15 protein-coding genes are annotated in these 19,580 nt (G+C 59.2%); 9 read left to right on the top strand and 6 right to left on the bottom strand.

Going from position 1 to position 19,580, the window contains the following annotated elements; all coding sequences use genetic code 11:
• The first annotated feature begins 10 nt into the window (after positions 1-10).
• The 5 genes from fadA to AABC73_RS19300 all read left to right on the top strand — a co-directional run bounded on the left by fadA (position 11) and on the right by AABC73_RS19300 (position 5,214).
• Entirely contained in the window at positions 11-1,186 is a 1,176-nt protein-coding gene (fadA, locus tag AABC73_RS19320; protein ID WP_065834471.1) for an acetyl-CoA C-acyltransferase FadA, read from the top strand.
• Positions 1,187-1,290: 104 nt separating this feature from the next.
• Entirely contained in the window at positions 1,291-1,527 is a 237-nt protein-coding gene (locus AABC73_RS19315) for a DUF1653 domain-containing protein (RefSeq protein ID WP_341520526.1), read from the top strand.
• A 114-nt stretch (positions 1,528-1,641) separates the two neighbouring features.
• Positions 1,642-4,254 carry a type I DNA topoisomerase gene (gene topA / locus AABC73_RS19310; RefSeq protein ID WP_331151206.1) on the top strand — a complete coding sequence of 871 codons (2,613 nt, stop codon included), beginning with the start codon at positions 1,642-1,644 and terminating at the stop codon, positions 4,252-4,254.
• A gap of 131 nt (positions 4,255-4,385) precedes the next feature.
• Positions 4,386-4,907 carry a DUF6586 family protein gene (locus AABC73_RS19305; protein WP_331151207.1) on the top strand — a complete coding sequence of 174 codons (522 nt, stop codon included), beginning with the start codon at positions 4,386-4,388 and terminating at the stop codon, positions 4,905-4,907.
• Between the two features lie 73 nt (positions 4,908-4,980).
• Positions 4,981-5,214: a hypothetical protein gene (locus tag AABC73_RS19300; RefSeq protein ID WP_020294128.1), complete on the top strand. Its 234-nt coding sequence runs from the start codon at positions 4,981-4,983 to the stop codon at positions 5,212-5,214.
• Between the two features lie 6 nt (positions 5,215-5,220).
• On the opposite strand, the gene sulA is transcribed toward AABC73_RS19300, so the two are convergent.
• The gene (gene sulA / locus AABC73_RS19295) at positions 5,221-5,691 is read right to left on the bottom strand and encodes an SOS-induced cell division inhibitor SulA (RefSeq protein ID WP_341520525.1); all 471 of its coding nucleotides are present in this window, start codon (positions 5,689-5,691) and stop codon (positions 5,221-5,223) included.
• Positions 5,692-5,700: 9 nt separating this feature from the next.
• On the bottom strand, positions 5,701-6,309 hold the full coding sequence (lexA, locus tag AABC73_RS19290; protein WP_020294126.1) for a transcriptional repressor LexA: 609 nt from the start codon (positions 6,307-6,309) through the stop codon (positions 5,701-5,703).
• Between the two features lie 262 nt (positions 6,310-6,571).
• On the opposite strand from lexA, the gene psrA reads away from it, so the two are divergent.
• The 3 genes from psrA (at position 6,572) to AABC73_RS19275 (ending at position 9,123) form a co-directional block, all read left to right on the top strand.
• Entirely contained in the window at positions 6,572-7,288 is a 717-nt protein-coding gene (psrA, locus tag AABC73_RS19285; protein WP_065834475.1) for a transcriptional regulator PsrA, read from the top strand.
• An 86-nt stretch (positions 7,289-7,374) separates the two neighbouring features.
• A complete protein-coding gene (gene nagZ / locus AABC73_RS19280) occupies positions 7,375-8,373 on the top strand; it encodes a beta-N-acetylhexosaminidase (RefSeq protein ID WP_341524284.1) in 999 nt (332 codons plus the stop codon).
• Between the two features lie 9 nt (positions 8,374-8,382).
• On the top strand, positions 8,383-9,123 hold the full coding sequence (locus tag AABC73_RS19275; RefSeq protein WP_341520524.1) for an S-methyl-5'-thioinosine phosphorylase: 741 nt from the start codon (positions 8,383-8,385) through the stop codon (positions 9,121-9,123).
• A 216-nt stretch (positions 9,124-9,339) separates the two neighbouring features.
• Here AABC73_RS19275 and AABC73_RS19270 read toward each other — a convergent pair whose 3' ends face one another.
• The 3 genes from AABC73_RS19270 to mfd form a co-directional block, all read right to left on the bottom strand.
• Positions 9,340-12,081, bottom strand: coding sequence for an SNF2-related protein (locus AABC73_RS19270; RefSeq protein ID WP_341520523.1), 2,742 nt, complete (start codon positions 12,079-12,081; stop codon positions 9,340-9,342).
• Between the two features lie 68 nt (positions 12,082-12,149).
• Positions 12,150-12,674, bottom strand: a complete 525-nt coding sequence (locus tag AABC73_RS19265) for a CsiV family protein (protein WP_341520522.1) — start codon at positions 12,672-12,674, stop codon at positions 12,150-12,152.
• An 11-nt stretch (positions 12,675-12,685) separates the two neighbouring features.
• Complete coding sequence (gene mfd, locus AABC73_RS19260) at positions 12,686-16,138, bottom strand: transcription-repair coupling factor (protein ID WP_341520521.1); 3,453 nt, start codon at positions 16,136-16,138, stop codon at positions 12,686-12,688.
• 169 nt (positions 16,139-16,307) lie between these two features.
• Here mfd and AABC73_RS19255 point away from each other — a divergent pair, with 169 nt between their 5' ends.
• Positions 16,308-17,771, top strand: a complete 1,464-nt coding sequence (locus tag AABC73_RS19255; protein WP_047576334.1) for a glyceraldehyde-3-phosphate dehydrogenase — start codon at positions 16,308-16,310, stop codon at positions 17,769-17,771.
• Between the two features lie 249 nt (positions 17,772-18,020).
• Here AABC73_RS19255 and AABC73_RS19250 read toward each other — a convergent pair whose 3' ends face one another.
• Positions 18,021-19,313, bottom strand: a complete 1,293-nt coding sequence (locus AABC73_RS19250; protein ID WP_341520520.1) for an MFS transporter — start codon at positions 19,311-19,313, stop codon at positions 18,021-18,023.
• Between the last annotated feature and the right edge of the window lie 267 nt (positions 19,314-19,580).

The raw sequence follows: 19,580 nt of genomic DNA, 5'->3' as shown, positions 1-19,580 counted from the left end.
GAGTGAATTTATGAGTTTGAATCCAAGAGACGTCGTGATTGTCGACTTCGGTCGCACCCCGATGGGCCGCTCCAAGGGTGGCATGCACCGCAATACCCGCGCCGAAGACATGTCGGCGCACCTGATCAGCAAATTGCTGGAACGCAACAGCAAAGTCGACCCGGCTGAAGTTGAGGACGTGATCTGGGGCTGCGTCAACCAGACCCTGGAGCAGGGCTGGAACATCGCCCGCATGGCGTCGTTGCTGACGCAGATCCCGCACACCTCGGCGGCACAAACCGTGAGCCGCCTGTGCGGTTCGTCCATGAGCGCACTGCACACCGCAGCGCAAGCGATCATGACCGGCAACGGCGATGTCTTCGTCATTGGCGGCGTTGAGCACATGGGCCACGTCAGCATGATGCACGGCGTCGATCCAAACCCGCACATGTCGCTGTACGCGGCGAAGGCGTCGGGCATGATGGGTCTGACGGCGGAAATGCTCGGCAAGATGCACGGCATTACCCGTGAGCAACAAGATGCTTTCGGCGTGCGCTCGCACCAGCTGGCCCACAAGGCAACGCTGGAAGGCAAGTTCAAGGACGAGATCATCCCGATGCAAGGGTATGACGAGAACGGCCTGCTCAAGGTTTTCGACTACGACGAGACCATTCGTCCGGAGACAACCCTGGAAAGCCTGGCGGCCTTGAAGCCGGCTTTCAACCCGAAAGGCGGAACTGTGACCGCGGGCACATCCTCGCAGATCACGGATGGCGCATCATGCATGATCGTCATGTCTGCCCAGCGCGCCCAGGACCTTGGTATCCAGCCGATGGCCGTCATCCGCTCCATGGCTGTGGCCGGTGTCGACCCGGCAATCATGGGTTACGGGCCAGTGCCTGCTACCCAGAAAGCCCTGAAGCGCGCGGGTCTGAGCATCTCGGATATCGACTTCTTCGAGCTCAACGAAGCTTTCGCCGCACAGGCCCTGCCAGTGCTGAAAGATTTGAAAGTACTCGACAAGATGAACGAGAAGGTTAACCTGCACGGCGGTGCTATCGCTCTGGGCCATCCATTTGGATGTTCCGGTGCGCGTATCTCCGGCACTTTGCTCAACGTCATGAAGCAGAATGGCGGCAACCTCGGCGTTGCTACCATGTGCATCGGACTGGGTCAGGGCATTGCTACCGTCTTCGAACGCGTCTGATTTGTCAGGGTGACGCAAGCCGGGGCCAAGTGCCCCGGCTTTTGTATTTTGGCAAAAGCTGTTTTATAGAATTGTTTTCCAATGTGTCTTGCGAGGACAGCAGCATGAAATTACAGCCAGGGCTCTACCGCCATTACAAAGGCCCCGAGTACCGCGTATTCAGTGTTGCCAGGCACTCCGAGACCGAAGAAGACGTGGTGTTTTACCAAGCCTTGTATGGCGATTACGGTCTGTGGGTGCGCCCATTGGAAATGTTTCTGGAGTCGGTGGAGGTTGACGGCGAGCAAGTGCCGCGCTTTGCTTTGGTCCAGGCCGAACCGAGTCTCTTTTCCAGGCCGTGAATCGTGATCGAAGACAACCCCGTGCTTGACCTCGGGTTGTAGCCACTATATATAGCGGGGCCTCGACAGGCTCCAACCGTCTTTCATTTTCAGTATTCAGGAATTTTCTGATCCATGGGCAAATCGCTGGTCATCGTGGAATCCCCGGCTAAGGCCAAGACCATCAACAAGTATTTGGGCAACCAGTACGTGGTGAAGTCGAGTATCGGCCATATCCGAGACCTGCCCACCAGCGGTTCGGCTAGCGCCAGCAAAGACCCTGCCGCCAAGCGAGGCAAAGCTGCCGCGGGCGACGGGCCAGTGCTTACTCCCAAGGAGAAGGCCAAGCGTCAGCTGGTCTCGCGCATGGGTGTCGATCCGGACCATGGCTGGAAAGCCAAGTACGAAATCCTTCCCGGCAAGGAGAAGGTGATTGAAGAGCTGCGCCGGCTCGCCAAGGATGCTGACATCATCTATCTCGCAACCGACTTGGATCGCGAGGGGGAAGCCATTGCCTGGCACCTGCGCGAAGCCATTGGTGGTGATGACAGCCGCTACAAGCGCGTGGTGTTCAACGAAATCACCAAGAAAGCCATCCAGGAAGCATTCTCCAAGCCGGGCGAACTCGATATTGATCGAGTGAATGCTCAGCAGGCGCGGCGCTTCCTCGACCGGGTTGTGGGTTACATGGTGTCGCCGCTGCTCTGGCAGAAAGTCGCCCGTGGCCTGTCTGCCGGTCGCGTGCAATCGGTTGCCGTGAAGCTGGTGGTCGAGCGGGAACGTGAAATTCGTGCGTTCAACCCTGAAGAGTATTGGGAAATTCACGCCGACCTGGGCACCGCCAAGGGCGCCAATGTGCGCTTCGAAGTGGCTCGAGAAAACGGCGAGGCCTTCAAGCCGCTGAACGAAGCCTCGGCCATGGCCGCGCTGGAGAAGCTCAAGGCGTCCGCCTACAGCATCGCCAAACGTGAAGACAAGCCGACCAGCAGCAAGCCTTCGGCACCCTTCATTACGTCGACGTTGCAACAGGCAGCCAGCAATCGCCTGGGCTTCGGCGTGAAGAAAACCATGATGATGGCGCAGCGTTTGTACGAAGCGGGCCACATCACTTACATGCGTACCGACTCCACCAACCTGTCGGCTGACGCGGTCAGCATGGCGCGGGATTACATCGAAACCGAGTTCGGCAAGAAGTACCTGCCGGAATCGCCGAACGTCTACAGCAGCAAAGAGGGTGCACAGGAGGCTCACGAAGCGATTCGTCCTTCTGACGTCAATACCCACCCGAGCAAGCTGACGGGCATGGAGCGCGACGCTGAGCGCCTGTACGAGTTGATCTGGCGCCAATTCGTGGCGTGCCAGATGCCGCCAGCGCAATACCTGTCGACCACGGTCAGCGTTGCTGCCGGTACCTTCGAGCTGCGCGCCAAGGGCCGCATCCTGAAGTTCGACGGTTACACCCGCGTTCTGCCGCAAATGACCAAGCCCGGCGATGACGACGTCCTGCCGGACATGGCTCAGGGCGACACCCTGAAACTGATCAAGCTCGACCCAAGCCAGCATTTCACCAAGCCGCCTGCGCGTTATTCGGAAGCGAGCCTGGTAAAAGAGATGGAAAAACGCGGCATCGGTCGTCCTTCGACCTACGCAGCGATCATCTCGACCATTCAGGACCGTGGCTACGTAGCGCTGCATAACCGCCGCTTCTACTCGGAAAAAATGGGCGATATCGTCACCGAGCGTCTGTCCGAGAGCTTCTCCAACCTGATGGACTACGGCTTCACCGCCGGCATGGAAGAAAACCTCGATGACGTCGCCCAGGGCGAGCGTGACTGGAAGAACGTGCTCGACGAGTTCTACGGTGACTTTAAGAAGAAGCTGGAAGTAGCCGAAGCGCCTGACAGCGGCATGCGTTCCAACGAACCGGTGATGACTGACATTCCTTGCAAGGTTTGCGGGCGTCCGATGCAGATTCGTACGGCATCCACCGGCGTATTCCTCGGCTGTTCAGGCTACAGCCTGCCGCCGAAAGAACGCTGCAAGGCCACGGTCAATCTGACGCCCGGCGATGAAATTGCCGAGGACGACGAGGGTGAATCCGAGTCCCGCGTACTGCGCGGCAAGCATCGCTGCCATATCTGTAATACGGCAATGGACGCTTATCTGCTGGACGAGAAGCGCAAGCTGCACATCTGCGGTAACAACCCGGATTGCACAGGCTTCGAAGTCGAAGAGGGCACTTATCGTATCAAGGGCTACGAAGGTCCGAGCCTGGAATGCGACAAGTGCGGCAGCGAAATGCAGCTCAAGACCGGCCGTTTCGGCAAGTTCTTCGGTTGCACCAATGCCGAATGCAAAAACACGCGCAAGCTGCTCAAGAGCGGTGACGCGGCGCCGCCGAAGATGGACCCGGTGAAGATGCCGGAACTCAAATGCGACAAGGTCGACGACACCTATATCCTGCGTGACGGCGCTTCGGGCTTGTTCCTGGCCGCCAGCCAGTTCCCGAAAAACCGCGAAACCCGTGCGCCGTTGGTCATGGAAATTGCGCCGCACAAAGACGAGATCGATCCGAAGTACCACTTCCTCTGTGAAGCACCGAAGAAAGATCCGGATGGGCGTCCAGCGGTGATTCGTTACAGCCGCAAGACCAAAGAGCAATATGTACAGACCGAAGTGGAAGGCAAGCCGACCGGCTGGCGCGCGTTCTACGATGGCAAGGCCTGGAAAGTCGAAGACAAGCGTTGATGCACTAACTTGAGCTGCTCTGCGGAGCAGCTGGCATCAATCAACGCAAACCCTCGTTGCGCTGGTCGCATCGGGGGTTTTTCGCCATTCTGGTAGTGCTCGTCTTATTTCACGTTATGGAGGATGCCGTCATGGCCCACGAACTCTATACCCGCACCAATCAGAAGATTTATTTCGCAGGTCTGGCACTTGAAGCCCTGGGCAAGGCTCAGGAAGGCCGTGCGATGAATTCCCAGGCGCTGGTCCAGGCCGAGCGCGAATCTGCACTGTTCCATCTGTATGGCGCGCTGCTGGGTTTGTGTCATGAGATTGCAGGCTTCTACCGGCTGCCGCAGGCCAATGCGCCGCGCGCCGAGCTGCTGCTGACCCAGGAAGTGCTGGATGCGATAGCAATCCCGGAAATGGCCGAGCTGATCGAACTGGCCCAGCATCGCGAAACCTGGCTCGCCCAGTTGCTGGCAGCCTACAACGCGCTGTTCCAGCCGCCTCGCGCCCCGAAAAAGCCCAAGGGCGACGTTACCCAGCCGCTGATCGTGGCGGTCAATCTCGATGAAGAACCGGTGCCGGAACTGGGTCGTGAAGAGCTGGAAAGCTGGCGTCAGCAGCTCAAAGGTTTGGCCATTCGCTTTCGCGAAGGTCTGAGCGAGTGCTGAAACGCAATGATGGATGGGCTAGGGCCTGAGTCGACTGGCTGCTACAATGCCGGCCTTTCGTGGAGTATTGCTGATGCCTACATCATTTTTGGAAATTGTCGAACTGCCTGATGGCCGTATCGAGCTTCGTCGTGCCGAAGACGAGGGCTCATTGGTGACCTTGAATTTTTCCGAGGACGCCAAGGCCTTTCTGCAGGGTCAACACGTTGAAGTCGCCAAAGCGATGTTGAGCGTTGGGGTTCAGATGGCCGGTCGCATGGCTGAAGGCGAACTTGAGAAAGACGCCGGTCCCCGCGTACTCCATTGATCCGCTTCAGCCAAGGCGGATGTTCAAGCTTTGCGCATCTCCAGTCCTTGCCGCGCCAATCAACTGTTGACGCGCTGCTGCATTGATCGGATTGATCCAGCTTACAACCGTGTGACTGCGCCCCAGGCGCAGAGCTTCACGTGTCAATTCCAGTGCACTCTGTGTGCCCCGTGGTTGCAGCAACAGAATCCGCTCGCGATTGAGCCCGGCATCTCGTAGCCAGGTTTGCGTCAGGCTTGAGGGCGGTGCGATCAACGTGAGCCAGCGGGCATCCTTGTCCTCGCTGAGTTCCCGCAGAATCGGTGCCAGAAGACTCAGGCAGTTCCCGGTAGCGCCGCGCAATGACAATTCGCTGAACACTTCTGGCTCATTGTTCCAGCTTGTTTCGACCGGAACCTGGAGCATCGGGGCGATGGGCTGCGCCATGAATGCCTCGAACAGCGGCAATTGCGCATGCGGTGTTTGGGTGAACTGCATAATGTCTCCTTAACGGCGAATCACGCCGACGCTCAAGCCTTCGATAACCAGATCCTGATCTTTGAGGTTCACTTCGATCGGGGCGAAATCCGGGTTTTCAGCGATCAGCCAGACTTTGCTGCCTTCACGCTTGAAGCGCTTCACTGTTACTTCATCACCGATGCGTGCCACAACGATCTGGCCATTGCGGGCCTCGCGCGTCGTGTGCACGGCAATCAGATCGCCATCGAGAATGCCGACATCTTTCATGCTCATGCCATGCACCCTTAACAGGTAGTCGGCACTGGGATGGAAAAACGCAGGGTTGATGTTGCAGGATTCTTCAATATGTTGCTGGGCAAGGATCGGCGCGCCGGCTGCAACCCGCCCGATGATCGGCAGGCTGCTCTCGTCGGCCTTGGCCTCGAAGCCCGGAATACGGATGCCCCGGGAAGCGCCGGGAGTCATTTCGATAGCGCCTTTGCGGGCAAGGGCCTTCAAGTGTTCTTCTGCAGCGTTGGGTGATTTGAAACCCAGCTCCTGGGCGATTTCCGCACGGGTAGGCGGATAACCGTTGTCTTCAAGGCAACGTTTGATGAAACCCAGAATTTCTGCTTGGCGTGGCGTCAGTTTGATCATGTTGAGCGCTCTGGCTTTTTATACAGTGACTGGGATTATATACAGTGATTGCGTCTTGGCAATCGTCCTTTTTGTTTCCGCTGCCAGGCGGTACTCGGGAAGGGTGGATTCGGGCTTTGCAAGCGGTCGTCAGCTAACGGCTACAGGGGCCAGCCGATATGGTTAAATGCGTGACCGTACAGGCAGAAAGTGAACGGCCAGACTTGACAAGTAACCCGTGTAATACGTATGTTTCAAACAAGTGTTTGTCAGGCAGGAAACCATGGCCCAGTCGGAAACAGTTGAACGCATTCTCGATGCTGCCGAGCAGTTATTCGCGGAAAAAGGTTTTGCCGAAACATCGTTGCGGCTGATTACCAGCAAGGCATCGGTGAATCTGGCTGCGGTGAATTATCACTTTGGTTCCAAGAAAGCCCTGATTCAGGCGGTTTTCTCGCGCTTCCTCGGGCCGTTCTGCATCAGCCTTGATCGTGAGCTGGAGCGACGCCAGGCCAAGCCGGAAAACAAGCCGACGCTTGAAGAGCTGCTGGAAATCCTCGTCGAACAGGCGCTGGTGGTTCAGCCACGCAGCGGTAACGATCTGTCGATTTTCATGCGCCTGCTGGGTTTGGCCTTCAGCCAGAGCCAAGGCCATTTGCGGCGCTACCTGGAAGACATGTACGGCAAGGTGTTCCGCCGCTACATGACGCTGGTCAACGAAGCCGCGCCGCGTATTCCGCCTATCGAACTGTTCTGGCGCGTGCACTTCATGCTCGGCGCTGCAGCCTTCAGCATGTCCGGGATCAAGGCATTGCGGGCCATCGCCGAAACCGATTTCGGGGTGAATACCTCTATTGAACAGGTCATGCGCCTCATGGTGCCGTTTCTCGCCGCCGGCATGCGCGCTGAAACCGGCGTCAGCGATGCCGCGATGATCTCGGCGCAGCTCAAGCCGCGTACCAAAAGCAGCACCAGCGTCCCCGCGACTGCCAAGGCCTGACCCTTCGCGCATTGCGCCAGACTCGATGATCAAGCACCATTGCCCGGATTGGATATAGGCAATGGTGTTTTCATATGAGTTACGGCCTGCAAGGCTCTTTGATGGTGGATGTCGCCGGCACGTGGTTGACCGCCGAAGATCGCCAGTTTCTGCGTCAGCCCGAAGTGGGTGGCCTGATCATTTTTGCTCGCAACATTGAACACCCGCGTCAGGTTCGGGAGCTGAGCGCAGCGATTCGCGCGGTTCGCCCGGACCTGTTGCTGGCCGTCGATCAGGAAGGCGGGCGTGTGCAGCGCTTACGCCAGGGCTTCGTGCGTTTGCCGGCCATGCGCGCAATTGCCGACAATCCGAACGCCGAAATCCTCGCCGGGCACTGCGGCTGGCTGATGGCCACCGAAGTGCTCGCGGTGGGCCTGGACCTGAGCTTTGCGCCGGTGCTGGATCTGGATTATCAGCGCAGTGCCGTGGTCGGCAGTCGTGCCTTCGAGGGTGACCCCGAGCGGGCAGCGTTGCTCGCTGGAGCGTTCATTCGGGGCATGAACGCTGCGGGAATGGCCGCCACCGGCAAGCATTTTCCCGGTCACGGCTGGGCTGAAGCCGATTCCCACGTAGCGATTCCCACCGACGAGCGCAGTCTGGAGCAGATTCGCGCCAATGATCTGGTGCCCTTTGCACGCTTGAGCAAGCAGCTGGCCGCCGTGATGCCCGCGCATGTGATCTATCCCAAGGTTGATTCGCAGCCGGCAGGTTTTTCCCGCCGCTGGTTGCAGGACATTCTGCGCGGCGAGCTGCAGTTTGACGGGGTGATCTTCAGCGATGATCTTTCCATGGCGGGCGCGCATGTGGTTGGCGACGCGGCCAGTCGTATCGAAGCGGCATTGAGTGCCGGCTGCGACATGGGGCTGGTGTGCAACGACCGTGCGGCTGCCGAGCTGGCGCTCACTGCGGCACAACGGCTGAAGGTCAAGCCTTCGCCGCGCATCGCACGCATGCGCGGCCAGGCATACGCCAATACAGAATACCGCCAACATCCGCGCTGGCTGGCGGCGCTCGAAGCGCTGCGTGCTGCGCAACTGATCGACTAAGGATTACTCATGACTGTTTACGCGATTATCGGCGGCACCGGCCTGACGCAGTTGGAGGGGCTGAACATTCGTCAGTCCCTGCCGATGAACACACCGTATGGTGCGCCTTCCGGCGAAATCCAGATCGGCGACTATGCCGGTCGCGAAGTGATGTTCCTCGCGCGCCACGGGCATCCGCACCGTTTGCCGCCGCATCAGGTGAATTATCGGGCCAATATCTGGGCCTTGAAGCAGGCTGGCGCCGAGGCGATTCTGGCGGTTAACGCTGTGGGCGGTATTCATCCGGCCATGGGCACCGGCCATTTCTGTGTGCCCCATGATCTCGTGGACTACACCAGCGGTCGCGAGCACACCTATTTCGCGGATGATCTGGAGCAGGTGACGCACATCGATTTCAGCTACCCGTACAGCGAAGCGTTGCGCGCGCGGCTGATTGCCGCGTTGGCGGCGGAAGGTTGCGAGTTCAGTGAACGCGGGGTTTACGCCTGCACCCAAGGGCCGCGCCTGGAAACCGTAGCGGAGATTGTGCGTCTTGAGCGCGATGGCTGCGACATCGTCGGCATGACCGGCATGCCGGAAGCGGCGCTGGCCCGCGAGCTGGAGCTGGAATACGCCTGTCTGGCGCTGGTGGTCAATCCGGCAGCCGGCAAGTCTTCGGCAGTGATCACCATGGCCGAGATCGAGCAGGCATTGCACGACGGAATGGGCAAAGTGAAGGCAACCCTGGCGCGGGTTTTGGGAGCCGAATAACCTGTTGGAGCGAGCTTGCTCGCGAAGATGTCAGAAGATCCGGGAGATTTGTCGGGCCTGAACTATTGCCTTCGCAAGCAAGCTTGCTCCCACAGGTGAAATGCGGTCATCCCGTGGGACCGGATTTATCCGGGAAGGCGTCGGTGCAGACGCCACATCTGCGGCATCTGTGGGTTGCCCTCAAACATAGAATCTCCCACTTGGTTGATACATTGCTTAACGCTTGACCTTCTTCGCTGGCAACGGCAGCGGCGCGAACAGTGCCGCGATGTCCTCGCTTTGCAGCTTCCAGTCGCCAGTCATCCGACCGTCCAGGACACCCGCTGCCAGCGCTGATTTTTCCTGCTGCAAGCGCTGGATTTTCTCTTCGACGGTGCCTCGGGCAATCATCTTGTAGACGAACACCGGCTTGTCCTGACCGATGCGATACGCGCGGTCGGTGGCCTGGTTTTCCGCCGCCGGATTCCACCACGGGTCGTAATGAATCACGGTGTCGGCCGCCGTCAGGTTCAGACCGGTGCCGCCGGCTTTCAGACTGATCAGGAAGATCGGCAGCTTGCCGGCCTGAAAGGCTTGCACGGGCGTGCGACGATCCCGGGTCGCACCGGTCAGCAACGCATACTCGATGCCGCGCTGTTTGAGTTCGGCTTCGATCAGCGTGAGCATCGAGGTGAATTGCGAGAACAGCAGGATCTTGCGACCTTCAGCCAGCAGCTCTTCGAACATTTCCATCAGGCTGTGCAGCTTGGCTGAACTGCCGTGACGCGGATTGGCCTGTTCACTGTTGACCAGACGCAGATCGCAGCACACCTGACGCAGCTTGAGCAGCGCTTCGAGGATGATGTTCTGGCTGCGCGCCACGCCTTTGCGGGTGATTTCGTCGCGGACTTTCTTGTCCATGGCCAGACGTACGGTTTCGTACACGTCGCGCTGGGCGTCGTTGAGTTCGACCCAGTGGATGATTTCGGTTTTCGGCGGCAGTTCGGTGGCCACCTGTTCCTTGGTGCGGCGCAGCAGGAACGGCTTGATCCGCGCGTTCAGGTGCTGCAGGCGATCCATGTTGCCGTGCTTCTCGATGGGATTGCGGTAGTTGCTGTTGAATTCCTTGCTGCTGCCCAGCCAGCCCGGCATCAGGAAGTGGAACAGCGACCACAGCTCGCCCAGGTGGTTTTCCAGCGGCGTACCGCTCAGGCACAAACGCTGGCGGGCGTTCAATTCGCGAGCGGCCTGGGCAGCCTTGCTGTTGGGGTTCTTGATGTATTGCGCTTCATCGAGAATCAGCGTGTGCAGCGGCTGTTTGGCCAAAACCTCGACATCACGCGGCAGCAGGGCATAAGTGGTCAGGATCAGGTCGTAATCCTGCAGATTGGCAAAGTCCTGCGAGCGATTGGCGCCGTACAGGGCCAGCACCTTGAGCTGCGGCGTGAAGTTTTCCGCTTCGTCCATCCAGTTGGGGATCAGGCTGGTAGGCATCACTGCCAAGGCAGGGCGATCCAGACGCCCGGCCTGTTTTTCCATCAGCAAGTGCGCCAGGGTCTGCAAAGTCTTGCCCAGGCCCATGTCATCGGCCAGCACGCCGCCGACTTCTAGTTCCCGCAGCGATTGCATCCAGCTCAGGCCTTCGAGCTGATACGGCCGCAATGTAGCGTTCAGGTCGTCCGGCACCACCACCGGTGCGTCCTTGATATTGGCCAGTCGGTCGGCGAACTGGCGCAGGCGGTCGCCACCTTGCCAGCTCAGTGGCAAGTCTTCGAGTTCGCCCAGGCGCGTCGCGTCGGCGTTGTTCATGCGCAGCGCGTTGTTGCCTTCGTCGCGCCAGTAGAAATCACCGAGGGTTGCCAGCACCGGCTTGAGCCGGCCGTAGGGCAGGGCGATCTGGATCGGGCCACCGCCACGCTGGGTGAAGTGATTGATCTGCACCAGCAGTTGCTCGTCGTCAGCGCGCTTGGCGATGCCGGCCGCGCTCATCAATTCCGGATGGGTACGAATCAGATTGATCAGGATCGGCAGCAGGCTCAGGCGCTCGCCATTGACGATGATGCCCAGTTCCAGATCAAACCAGTCACGCTCGGCTTCTTCGTCGATGACCGCGTACCAGTCATCGACAGGCGTGACGTCGAAGGCGAATTCATCGGTGATCTCGATATCCCAGCCTTGTTCTTCCAGGCGGGGCAAATCCTTGAGCACGAAATTCAGCCAGGCCTTGTCGTTGGGCAGTTCGAACATGTCGCCGGCGGTTTCGGGCAGCGCCTTGCTTTGCCGGGTCGCGACCCTGAAGCCCATGTCCTGCAACACCTGGCGCTGTTGGCGTTCGTCTTCGCCCCGGCGTCGAATGCGCAGGGTTTCGGTCGGATGATGCTCGATGATGTCGCTTTTCTGATTAACCAGATCGCTGCCCAGGGAACTGACCAGAATGCTGACATTGGCCGTGCCAATGGCGAAATGCTCGCCGTAACCGAACGCCAGCGCCGCGCGGTGCTGGATATGACGCTGCATGCGACCGTTACGTGGTTCGTAGGCGCTGTATTCGATACTCGCCAGGATCAGCCTTGGTTTGGGCTTGATGGTGTCGATCAGCCGTTCGGGCAGCGCGGGTTTGGGTTCGACCCGGGGTGGCGCCTCGCGTCGTGACTCATTCAGCACCGCCAGAATCGACGGTTGATTCGTCGGGTCCTGCAGGTAGTACAAGGCCGCCGCGCAGTGTTTGCAGTTTTCCCGCACCGGGCAGGTGCATTTGCAGATCAGGGTGTTCTTGAATCGGCCTGGATCCTTGAACATCAACGTCTGCTGATAGATCTCCAGACCGGAACCCCGACACGCGGTGCGGACCAGATCGGGATTGAGTTCTTCAAGGATGATGCGTTGTTGCAGGGCGTAGTCGAGCCCCCGCTCAAGAGTCTTGTCGGTAAAGTTGTCTGTCCACGCCAGGGCGAGGACTTTTTCGAGATTGGACGACACAGTTCTGGACAGCCTACGCCGTAGCGATGCTCAAAAGGGCAAGGAACGCGCTATGCGCTCCTTGATGGTTACAGGGGTGCAATCTTGATCAGCATGGCCAGACTTCCGTAGTCCATGTAGATCAATTCCCCGTTTTTTACCCGGGTTGTCTGTTTCATGCGCTCGCTGCTGATCAGAACGCCATGGCTATCGAGCTGGTTGACCCAGAAGTCTGCCGCGATGTCGGTGAAGCGCGCAATACCGATGCTCAACGTGCCTTCAATCGGGAAGTGCCCCAACTGCTCCTGGCCGCTGCTGATCGCCATTTTGCCGGGCTCGGCTGTCAGATTCTGGCTCCAGGCCCGGTGCAGCAGCACTTTATAGGTGCCACTGGCTTCAAGCTTGCTGGCCAGTTCGTTCAGGGCGACGCTGCGCTCGTTTAGCGCGTCGATCCTTTGCGCGTCGGCTGCCCAGCCCTCGGGCGCGAACTGACGCGTCGCGGCCGGTTCGCCCAACTGGCGGAACAGGATCATCTCGACCTGATAGCTGCCATCGGCGAAAGCTGTTGGCGCAACCAGCGTCAGCAACAGCAGGAGTGAACGAAACACACGCATGGATGAATCCTTCAAGCAGATTTCGGGGTCAGGCGCTCGAACAGCGCTTCAATGGTGTTGAAACGCTCTTCCGGGCGTTCCATCGGCACCATGAATTTGAACATCGTGGCGCCTTCGAATTTGTAACGGTTGGGTTGCCCCTGAATCAGCTTGATCAGCGTCAGCGGGTCCACCGGCGTATCCGCCGCGAACTCGATGCGCCCACCTTGCGGTCCGCCATCGACCTTCTTGATGCCCAGCTGCTCGGCCTGCAATTTGAGCAGCGTGATGCGCACCAGATTCTTGGTCGGTTCCGGCAACAGCCCGAACCGGTCGATCATCTCCACCTGCAAATCCTTGAGGCTGTCCTCGTCGGCGGCATTGGCGATGCGCTTGTAGAGTATCAGCCGCGTGTGAACATCCGGCAGGTAGGCTTCGGGAATCAATGCCGGCAGACGCAGGTTGATTTCCGGTCCGCCACCCAGCGGCTGGTCCAGATTGGGCTGTTCGCCCTTGCGGATCGACTTGACCGCCCGTTCGAGCATTTCCATGTACAGCGTGAAACCTACCGCCTGAATCTGGCCGCTCTGGCCGTCGCCGAGCAACTCGCCCGCGCCGCGAATCTCAAGGTCGTTGGTGGCCAGCACGAAACCGGCCCCGAGGTCTTGAGTGTTGGCGATCGCTTCCAGACGCTTTTCGGCGTCCGGGGTAATTTGCTTGCGCGGCGGCGTCAGCAGATAAGCATACGCCTGGTGGTGGCTGCGACCTACGCGGCCGCGCAACTGGTGCAGCTGCGCCAGGCCGAACTTGTCGGCGCGCTCGATGATGATGGTGTTGGCGCTGGGCACGTCGATCCCGGTTTCGATGATGGTCGAGGCGATCAGCACGTTGAAACGCTTGTGATAGAAGTCGCTCATCACCTGTTCGAGATCACGTTCGCGCATCTGGCCGTGGCCGATGCCGATCCGGGCTTCGGGCACCAGTTCCGCGAGGTCGGCGGCGCATTTCTCGATGGTTTTCACATCGTTGTGCAGGTAATAGACCTGCCCGCCGCGCAACAGCTCACGCAGCAAGGCTTCCTTGACCGTGGGCTTGTTGTGCTCCATGACAAAGGTACGCACCGACAAACGTCGCGCCGGTGGCGTGGCAATGATCGACAGGTCGCGCATGCCCGAAACCGCCATGTTCAGCGTACGCGGGATCGGCGTTGCGGTGAGCGTCAGGATGTCGACCTCGCTGCGCAGGGCTTTGAGCTGTTCTTTCTGGCGCACCCCGAAACGGTGTTCTTCGTCGATGATCACCAGGCCGAGATTCTTGATCTTGACGTCGTCCTGCAGCAGCTTGTGGGTGCCGATGACGATGTCGATCTTGCCTTCTGCCAAGTCGGCCACTGCCGCGTTGACCTCTTTGGTGGACTTGAAGCGGCTCATGACTTCAACAGTCACCGGCCAGTCGGCGAAGCGGTCGCGGAAGCTGTTGTAATGCTGCTGGGCGAGCAGGGTGGTCGGCACCAGGATTGCCACCTGACGTCCGCCATGCACGGCAATGAATGCGGCGCGCATTGCCACTTCGGTCTTGCCGAAGCCAACGTCGCCACAGACCAGACGATCCATGGGCTTGGGCGCCAGCATGTCGGCGCGTACGGCGTCGATGGTGGTTTGCTGGTCCGGCGTTTCTTCGAACGGGAAGCCTGCGCTGAACGTCGCGTAGTCGGCTTTCGGATCTTCGAAGGCATAACCTTCACGAGCTGCGCGGCGGGCGTAGATATCCAGCAACTCTGCCGCCACGTCGCGCACCTGTTCGGCGGCCTTGCGCTTGGCTTTCTGCCAGGTTTCCGAACCCAGGCGATGCAATGGCGCCAAGGCGTCATCGCTGCCGGTGTAGCGGGCGATCAAGTGCAGGTTGGCTACCGGAACGTAGAGCTTGGCGTCCTCGGCATAGGCCAGCATTAGAAATTCCGCGACCTGATTCTCGACTTCCAGCGTAGCCAGCCCGAGGTAGCGGCCGACGCCATGATCAATATGCACCACCGGCGCGCCTTCGCGCAGCTCGGTGAGGTTTTTGATCACTGCATCGTTGTTGCCGCCATCGGTGCGTTTTTCCCGGCGACGACGCTGCATGACGCGCTGGCCGAACAACGGGCTTTCAGCGATCAGCGCCAGCGCCGGTTGTTCGAGGACCAGGCCTTCATCCAGCGGGGCGATGGTGATCGACAGGCGTTCCTTGCTTTCGACGAAGTCGTTCCAGCTGTCCACGGTTTTCGGGCGCAGCTTCAGACGTTCCAGCAATTCGAGCAGGACTTCCCGGCGCCCGGCGGATTCGGCGGTAAACAATACGCGGCCGGGGAATTCGTCGAGGAAATTCGCCAGGGCGGCCAGCGGCTGGTTGGCCTTGGCTTCGATGGCTAGATCAGGCAACAGCTGCGCCGGGAAGCGCTCGCGACCTGTGCCAGCATCGACATCCTGCTGGCTGGCAACCACGCGCGGCCAGTTTTTCAGGCGCGCAAAACAGTCTTCAACCGGCAGGAATAGCTCCGCCGGAGGTAATAAAGGACGCTCCGGGTCGACACGACGCTCTTCGTAGCGGCCGCGCACGTCGTTCCAGAAGTTTTCCGCCGCCTGCTCGATGCCCGGCAGCGAGAACACTTGGGTGTCCTGGGGCAGGTAGTCGAACAAGGTCGAGGTTTCTTCGAAAAACAGTGGCAGGTAATACTCGATACCGGCCGGGGTGATGCCGCTGCTCAAATCCTGAAAGATCGGGCAGCGTCGGAAGTCCACGTCGAAGCGTTCGCGAAAACGCGCCTTGAAGCGGGTGACTTCTTCTTTTTGCAGCGGGAATTCCCGAGCGGGCAGCAGGCGTACCGATTCAACCTTATCGATGGAACGCTGGGTTTCCGGGTCGAAGGTGCGCAGGGTTTCGATTTCATCGTCGAACAGGTCGATCCGGTACGGCAGCTTGCTGCCCATCGGGAACAGATCGATCAGGTTGCCGCGTACCGTGAACTCGCCGTGCTCGTACACCGTGTCGACATAACGATAGCCGCTGGCCTCGAGCCGCGAGCGCATCACTTCGATATCGAGCTTCTGGCCGATATCCAGCACCAGGCTGCTGCCGAGCAGGAATTTGGTCGGCGCCAGGCGGTGTAGGGCGGTGGTGATCGGCACTACCAAAACGCCATGTTCCAGCTCGGGCAAGCGATAAAGGCTGGCGATGCGCTGGGAAATGATGTCCTGGTGCGGCGAGAATAAATCGTAGGGCAGCGTTTCCCAATCCGGGAAATGCAGGACCGGAAGGCTGGGCGCGAAGAACTTCAACTCCTGCTCCAGCCGCTCGGCGCTCTGGCTGTCGGCGGTCAAAAGCAGGGTAAAGCGCTTGGCGGCGCTGGCAGCCTCGGCAATCGCCAGGCTCAGGGCGGCACCGGGAAGATTGCCCCAGTGTTGTTTGCCTGCAGCAGCAGGAAGAAGCGGTAGGCGCAGAACGGGCACGGAAGATAGAGCTCCAAGCGTTGCGACGGGGCGGCGATTGTAACTAACGCAGGTATCGGTTGTCTGTTTTACGAGAGCCGGAAAAATGTAGTGCCGTGTAATCTGATAGCCGTGCATTGCTCATAAACAAAGGCGGCGGCATAATGTAGCCCCTTTTTTCAGCCCCTACATGTGGAAGGTTCCCGTGACTCAGAAGCCCGACCAGTGTCTTGGTGAATGGATTGATCGTGAAGCCCTAGCCGAAGCGATGATCCCGCTAATCGGTCAGCTCTACCGCAATAATAATGTGGTGAGCTCGATCTATGGCCGCAGCCTGATCAACCGTTCAGTGATCGCGATACTCAAAGCCCACCGCTTTGCCCGTCATCGCCAGTCCGATGCGAGTGAGTTGTCCGTACACGAGACTTTCCCGCTCATCAAGGCGATGAGCGAGCTTAAACTGGGTGCCGCTTCGGTGGACCTGGGCAAGCTGGCCGTGAAGTTCAAAACCGAAGGCAACGGCCGAACCGCCGAGCAGTTCGTGCGTGAAGAGTTGGCCGATGTGGTAGGTCAGCAAAACTCCAACAGCCGCAAAGGCACCGACGTCGTGCTGTACGGTTTTGGTCGGATCGGTCGCCTGCTGGCGCGGATCCTGATCGAGAAAACCGGTGGCGGCGACGGCTTGCGTCTGCGTGCAATTGTCGTCCGTAAAGGCGCCGACAACGATCTGGTCAAGCGCGCCAGCCTGTTGCGTCGTGACTCGGTGCATGGCCCGTTCGATGGCACCATTACCATCGACGAAGCCAACAACACCATCACCGCCAACGGCAACCTGATTCAGGTTATCTACGCCAAGAACCCGACTGAGGTGGATTACACCCAGTACGGCATTCAAAACGCGTTGCTGGTAGACAACACCGGCGTATGGCGCGATGCCGAAGGCCTGGGACAGCATCTTTCCTGCCCTGGCATCGACCGTGTGGTTCTGACCGCGCCGGGTAAAGGCAAGCTGAAGAACATCGTGCATGGCATCAACCATGGCGAAATCACTGCCGATGACAAGATTGTTTCCGCCGCTTCCTGCACCACAAACGCCATCGTGCCGGTGCTTAAAGCCGTGAACGACAAGTTTGGCATCGTCAACGGTCACGTCGAAACGGTTCACTCGTACACCAACGACCAGAACCTGATCGATAACTTCCACAAAGGCGATCGCCGTGGTCGTAGTGCCGCGCTGAACATGGTCATCACCGAAACCGGTGCTGCCACCGCTGCCGCCAAGGCGCTGCCGGAACTGGCTGGCAAACTGACCGGCAACGCGATTCGTGTTCCAACGCCGAACGTTTCCATGGCGATTCTCAACCTCAACCTTGAGAAGTCGACGACCCGCGAAGAAATCAACGAGTACCTGCGCTACATGGCATTGCACTCGGATCTGCACAAGCAGATCGATTTCGTCAATTCGCAGGAAGTGGTGTCCACCGACTTCGTTGGCTCGCGTCACGCCGGTGTTGTCGATGCTGAAGCGACCATCGCCAACGATAACCGGGTTGTCCTGTACGTCTGGTATGACAACGAATTCGGTTACAGCTGCCAGGTGGTTCGTGTGATGGAAGACATGGCGGGCGTCAACCCACCAGCGTTTCCTAAGTAAGACACAGGAGAGGCGTTAGCCGCGAGGCAGCTCTCCCGGCTAAAGCCGGTCCTACAAAAAACGCCCCGACCGGGTTTCCGGTCGGGGCGTTTTTTTGACTTTGACAAACCTGTAGAGCGTAACCCGTGGGACCGGATTTATCCGGGAAGGCGCCGGTTCAGACGCTACATTTGCAGCGTCTGAAAAATCCTTCGCGAGCAAGCTCGCTCCCACACAGATAGGGGCTCTAACGTAAAAACCAGCGTCAGATTATCCCGCCACCGCGCCCACCGGCGCTTCAAGCTTCTGACCACCCTTGCGGAACAGCACAAGCGTCGCCACCAGACCCAGAATCGCCGCGCCGGTCAGCCAGATGCCCGGTGCTGCCTTGTTGTCCAGCACATGAATCAGGTACGTGCAGGCCGCTGGGGTAAAGCCGCCGAAGGTTGCTGTCGCCAGGCTATAGGCCAGGGAGAAGCCCGTAGTGCGCACGGCGACCGGCATGATTTCGGTCAGCGCCACGACCATCGCGCCGTTGTATGAACCGTAAAGGAACGACAACCACAACTCGACCATCAACAGATTGCCGAAGCTCGGATGCGCGACCAGCCACGACAGGGCGGGGTAGGCCGTGGCAATTGCGAGAACGGTTGCGCCGACCAGCAGCGGCTTGCGGCCGATACGATCCGAAAACGCGCCCATCACCGGCAGCCAGATGAAGTTCGAGATCCCGACACACACAGTCACGATCAAGCTGTCGAGGTCGGACAGGTGCAGCTCGTTTTTGCCGAACGTCGGCGTGTAGGCCGTGATCAGGTAGAACGAAACCGTGGTCATGATCACCAGCGCCATACCGCCAAGCACCAGCCCGAAGTTCTGGCCGATGGAGCGCACCACTTCGCCCAAGGTCGGGCGATGAGTACGGGCCTGGAATTCCGGGGTTTCTTCCATCGAGCGACGGATCACGAAAATCACCGGCACGATCAGGCAGCCGATCAGGAACGGCACGCGCCAGCCCCATTCACCCATTTGCTCCGGGCTGAGCCAGTGATTCAGACCAACGCCCAGCAGACCGGCAAACACCACCGCAGCCTGTTGGCTGGCGGACTGCCAGCTGACGAAAAAGCCCTTGCGACCCGGCGTGGAGATTTCCGCCAGATACACCGAAACGCCACCCAGCTCGACGCCAGCGGAAAAGCCCTGCAGCAAACGACCCAGCAGGACCAGCAGCGGGGCTGCGACGCCAAGCGTTGCGTAACCGGGCACGCAGGCAATCAGCACGGTGCCCATGGCCATCAATGCCAAGGTGACGACCAGACCTTTTTTACGGCCGTGACGGTCAATATAGGCACCGAGAAAAATTGCCCCCAGCGGGCGCATGAGGAAACCGGCACCAAAGGTCGCCAGCGATAGCATCAGGGAGGCGAACGCACTGTCGGTCGGGAAGAAGGTCTTGGCGATGGCCGTGGCGTAGAAGCCGTAGACCATGAAGTCGAACATTTCAAGAAAGTTGCCGCTGACAACGCGAAAAATCGCCTTGCCTTTGCCTGTATTGGAGGCCATTGGAATTACTCGCTTAGGCTTTTTATCTAGGGGATCCGTTGTATTTATGTCCTGTTTGCACCGGTCAAGGCTCCTGCCTGCACGCGAAGCATATTTGTAACAATATGTGTATTGATCTGCAATGACAACCATCTGCCTTTCATCGCGCAATCTCGAGGCACGGTTTGGGCTTTGCGGGATGCGGTATTTGTTTAGCGCTTGCAGCACTCACCGATGGTTTTAGCTGCTGTGAAATACGCCCATGGCCCCAAGCCTTGATCGTCCTCA

Origin of the sequence: Pseudomonas sp. G.S.17 (genome assembly GCF_038096165.1) — a bacterium.
Lineage (GTDB): Bacteria > Pseudomonadota > Gammaproteobacteria > Pseudomonadales > Pseudomonadaceae > Aquipseudomonas.
Note: the sequence above shows the minus strand (reverse complement) of the source record. Positions and strands in the feature narration are given on the sequence as shown.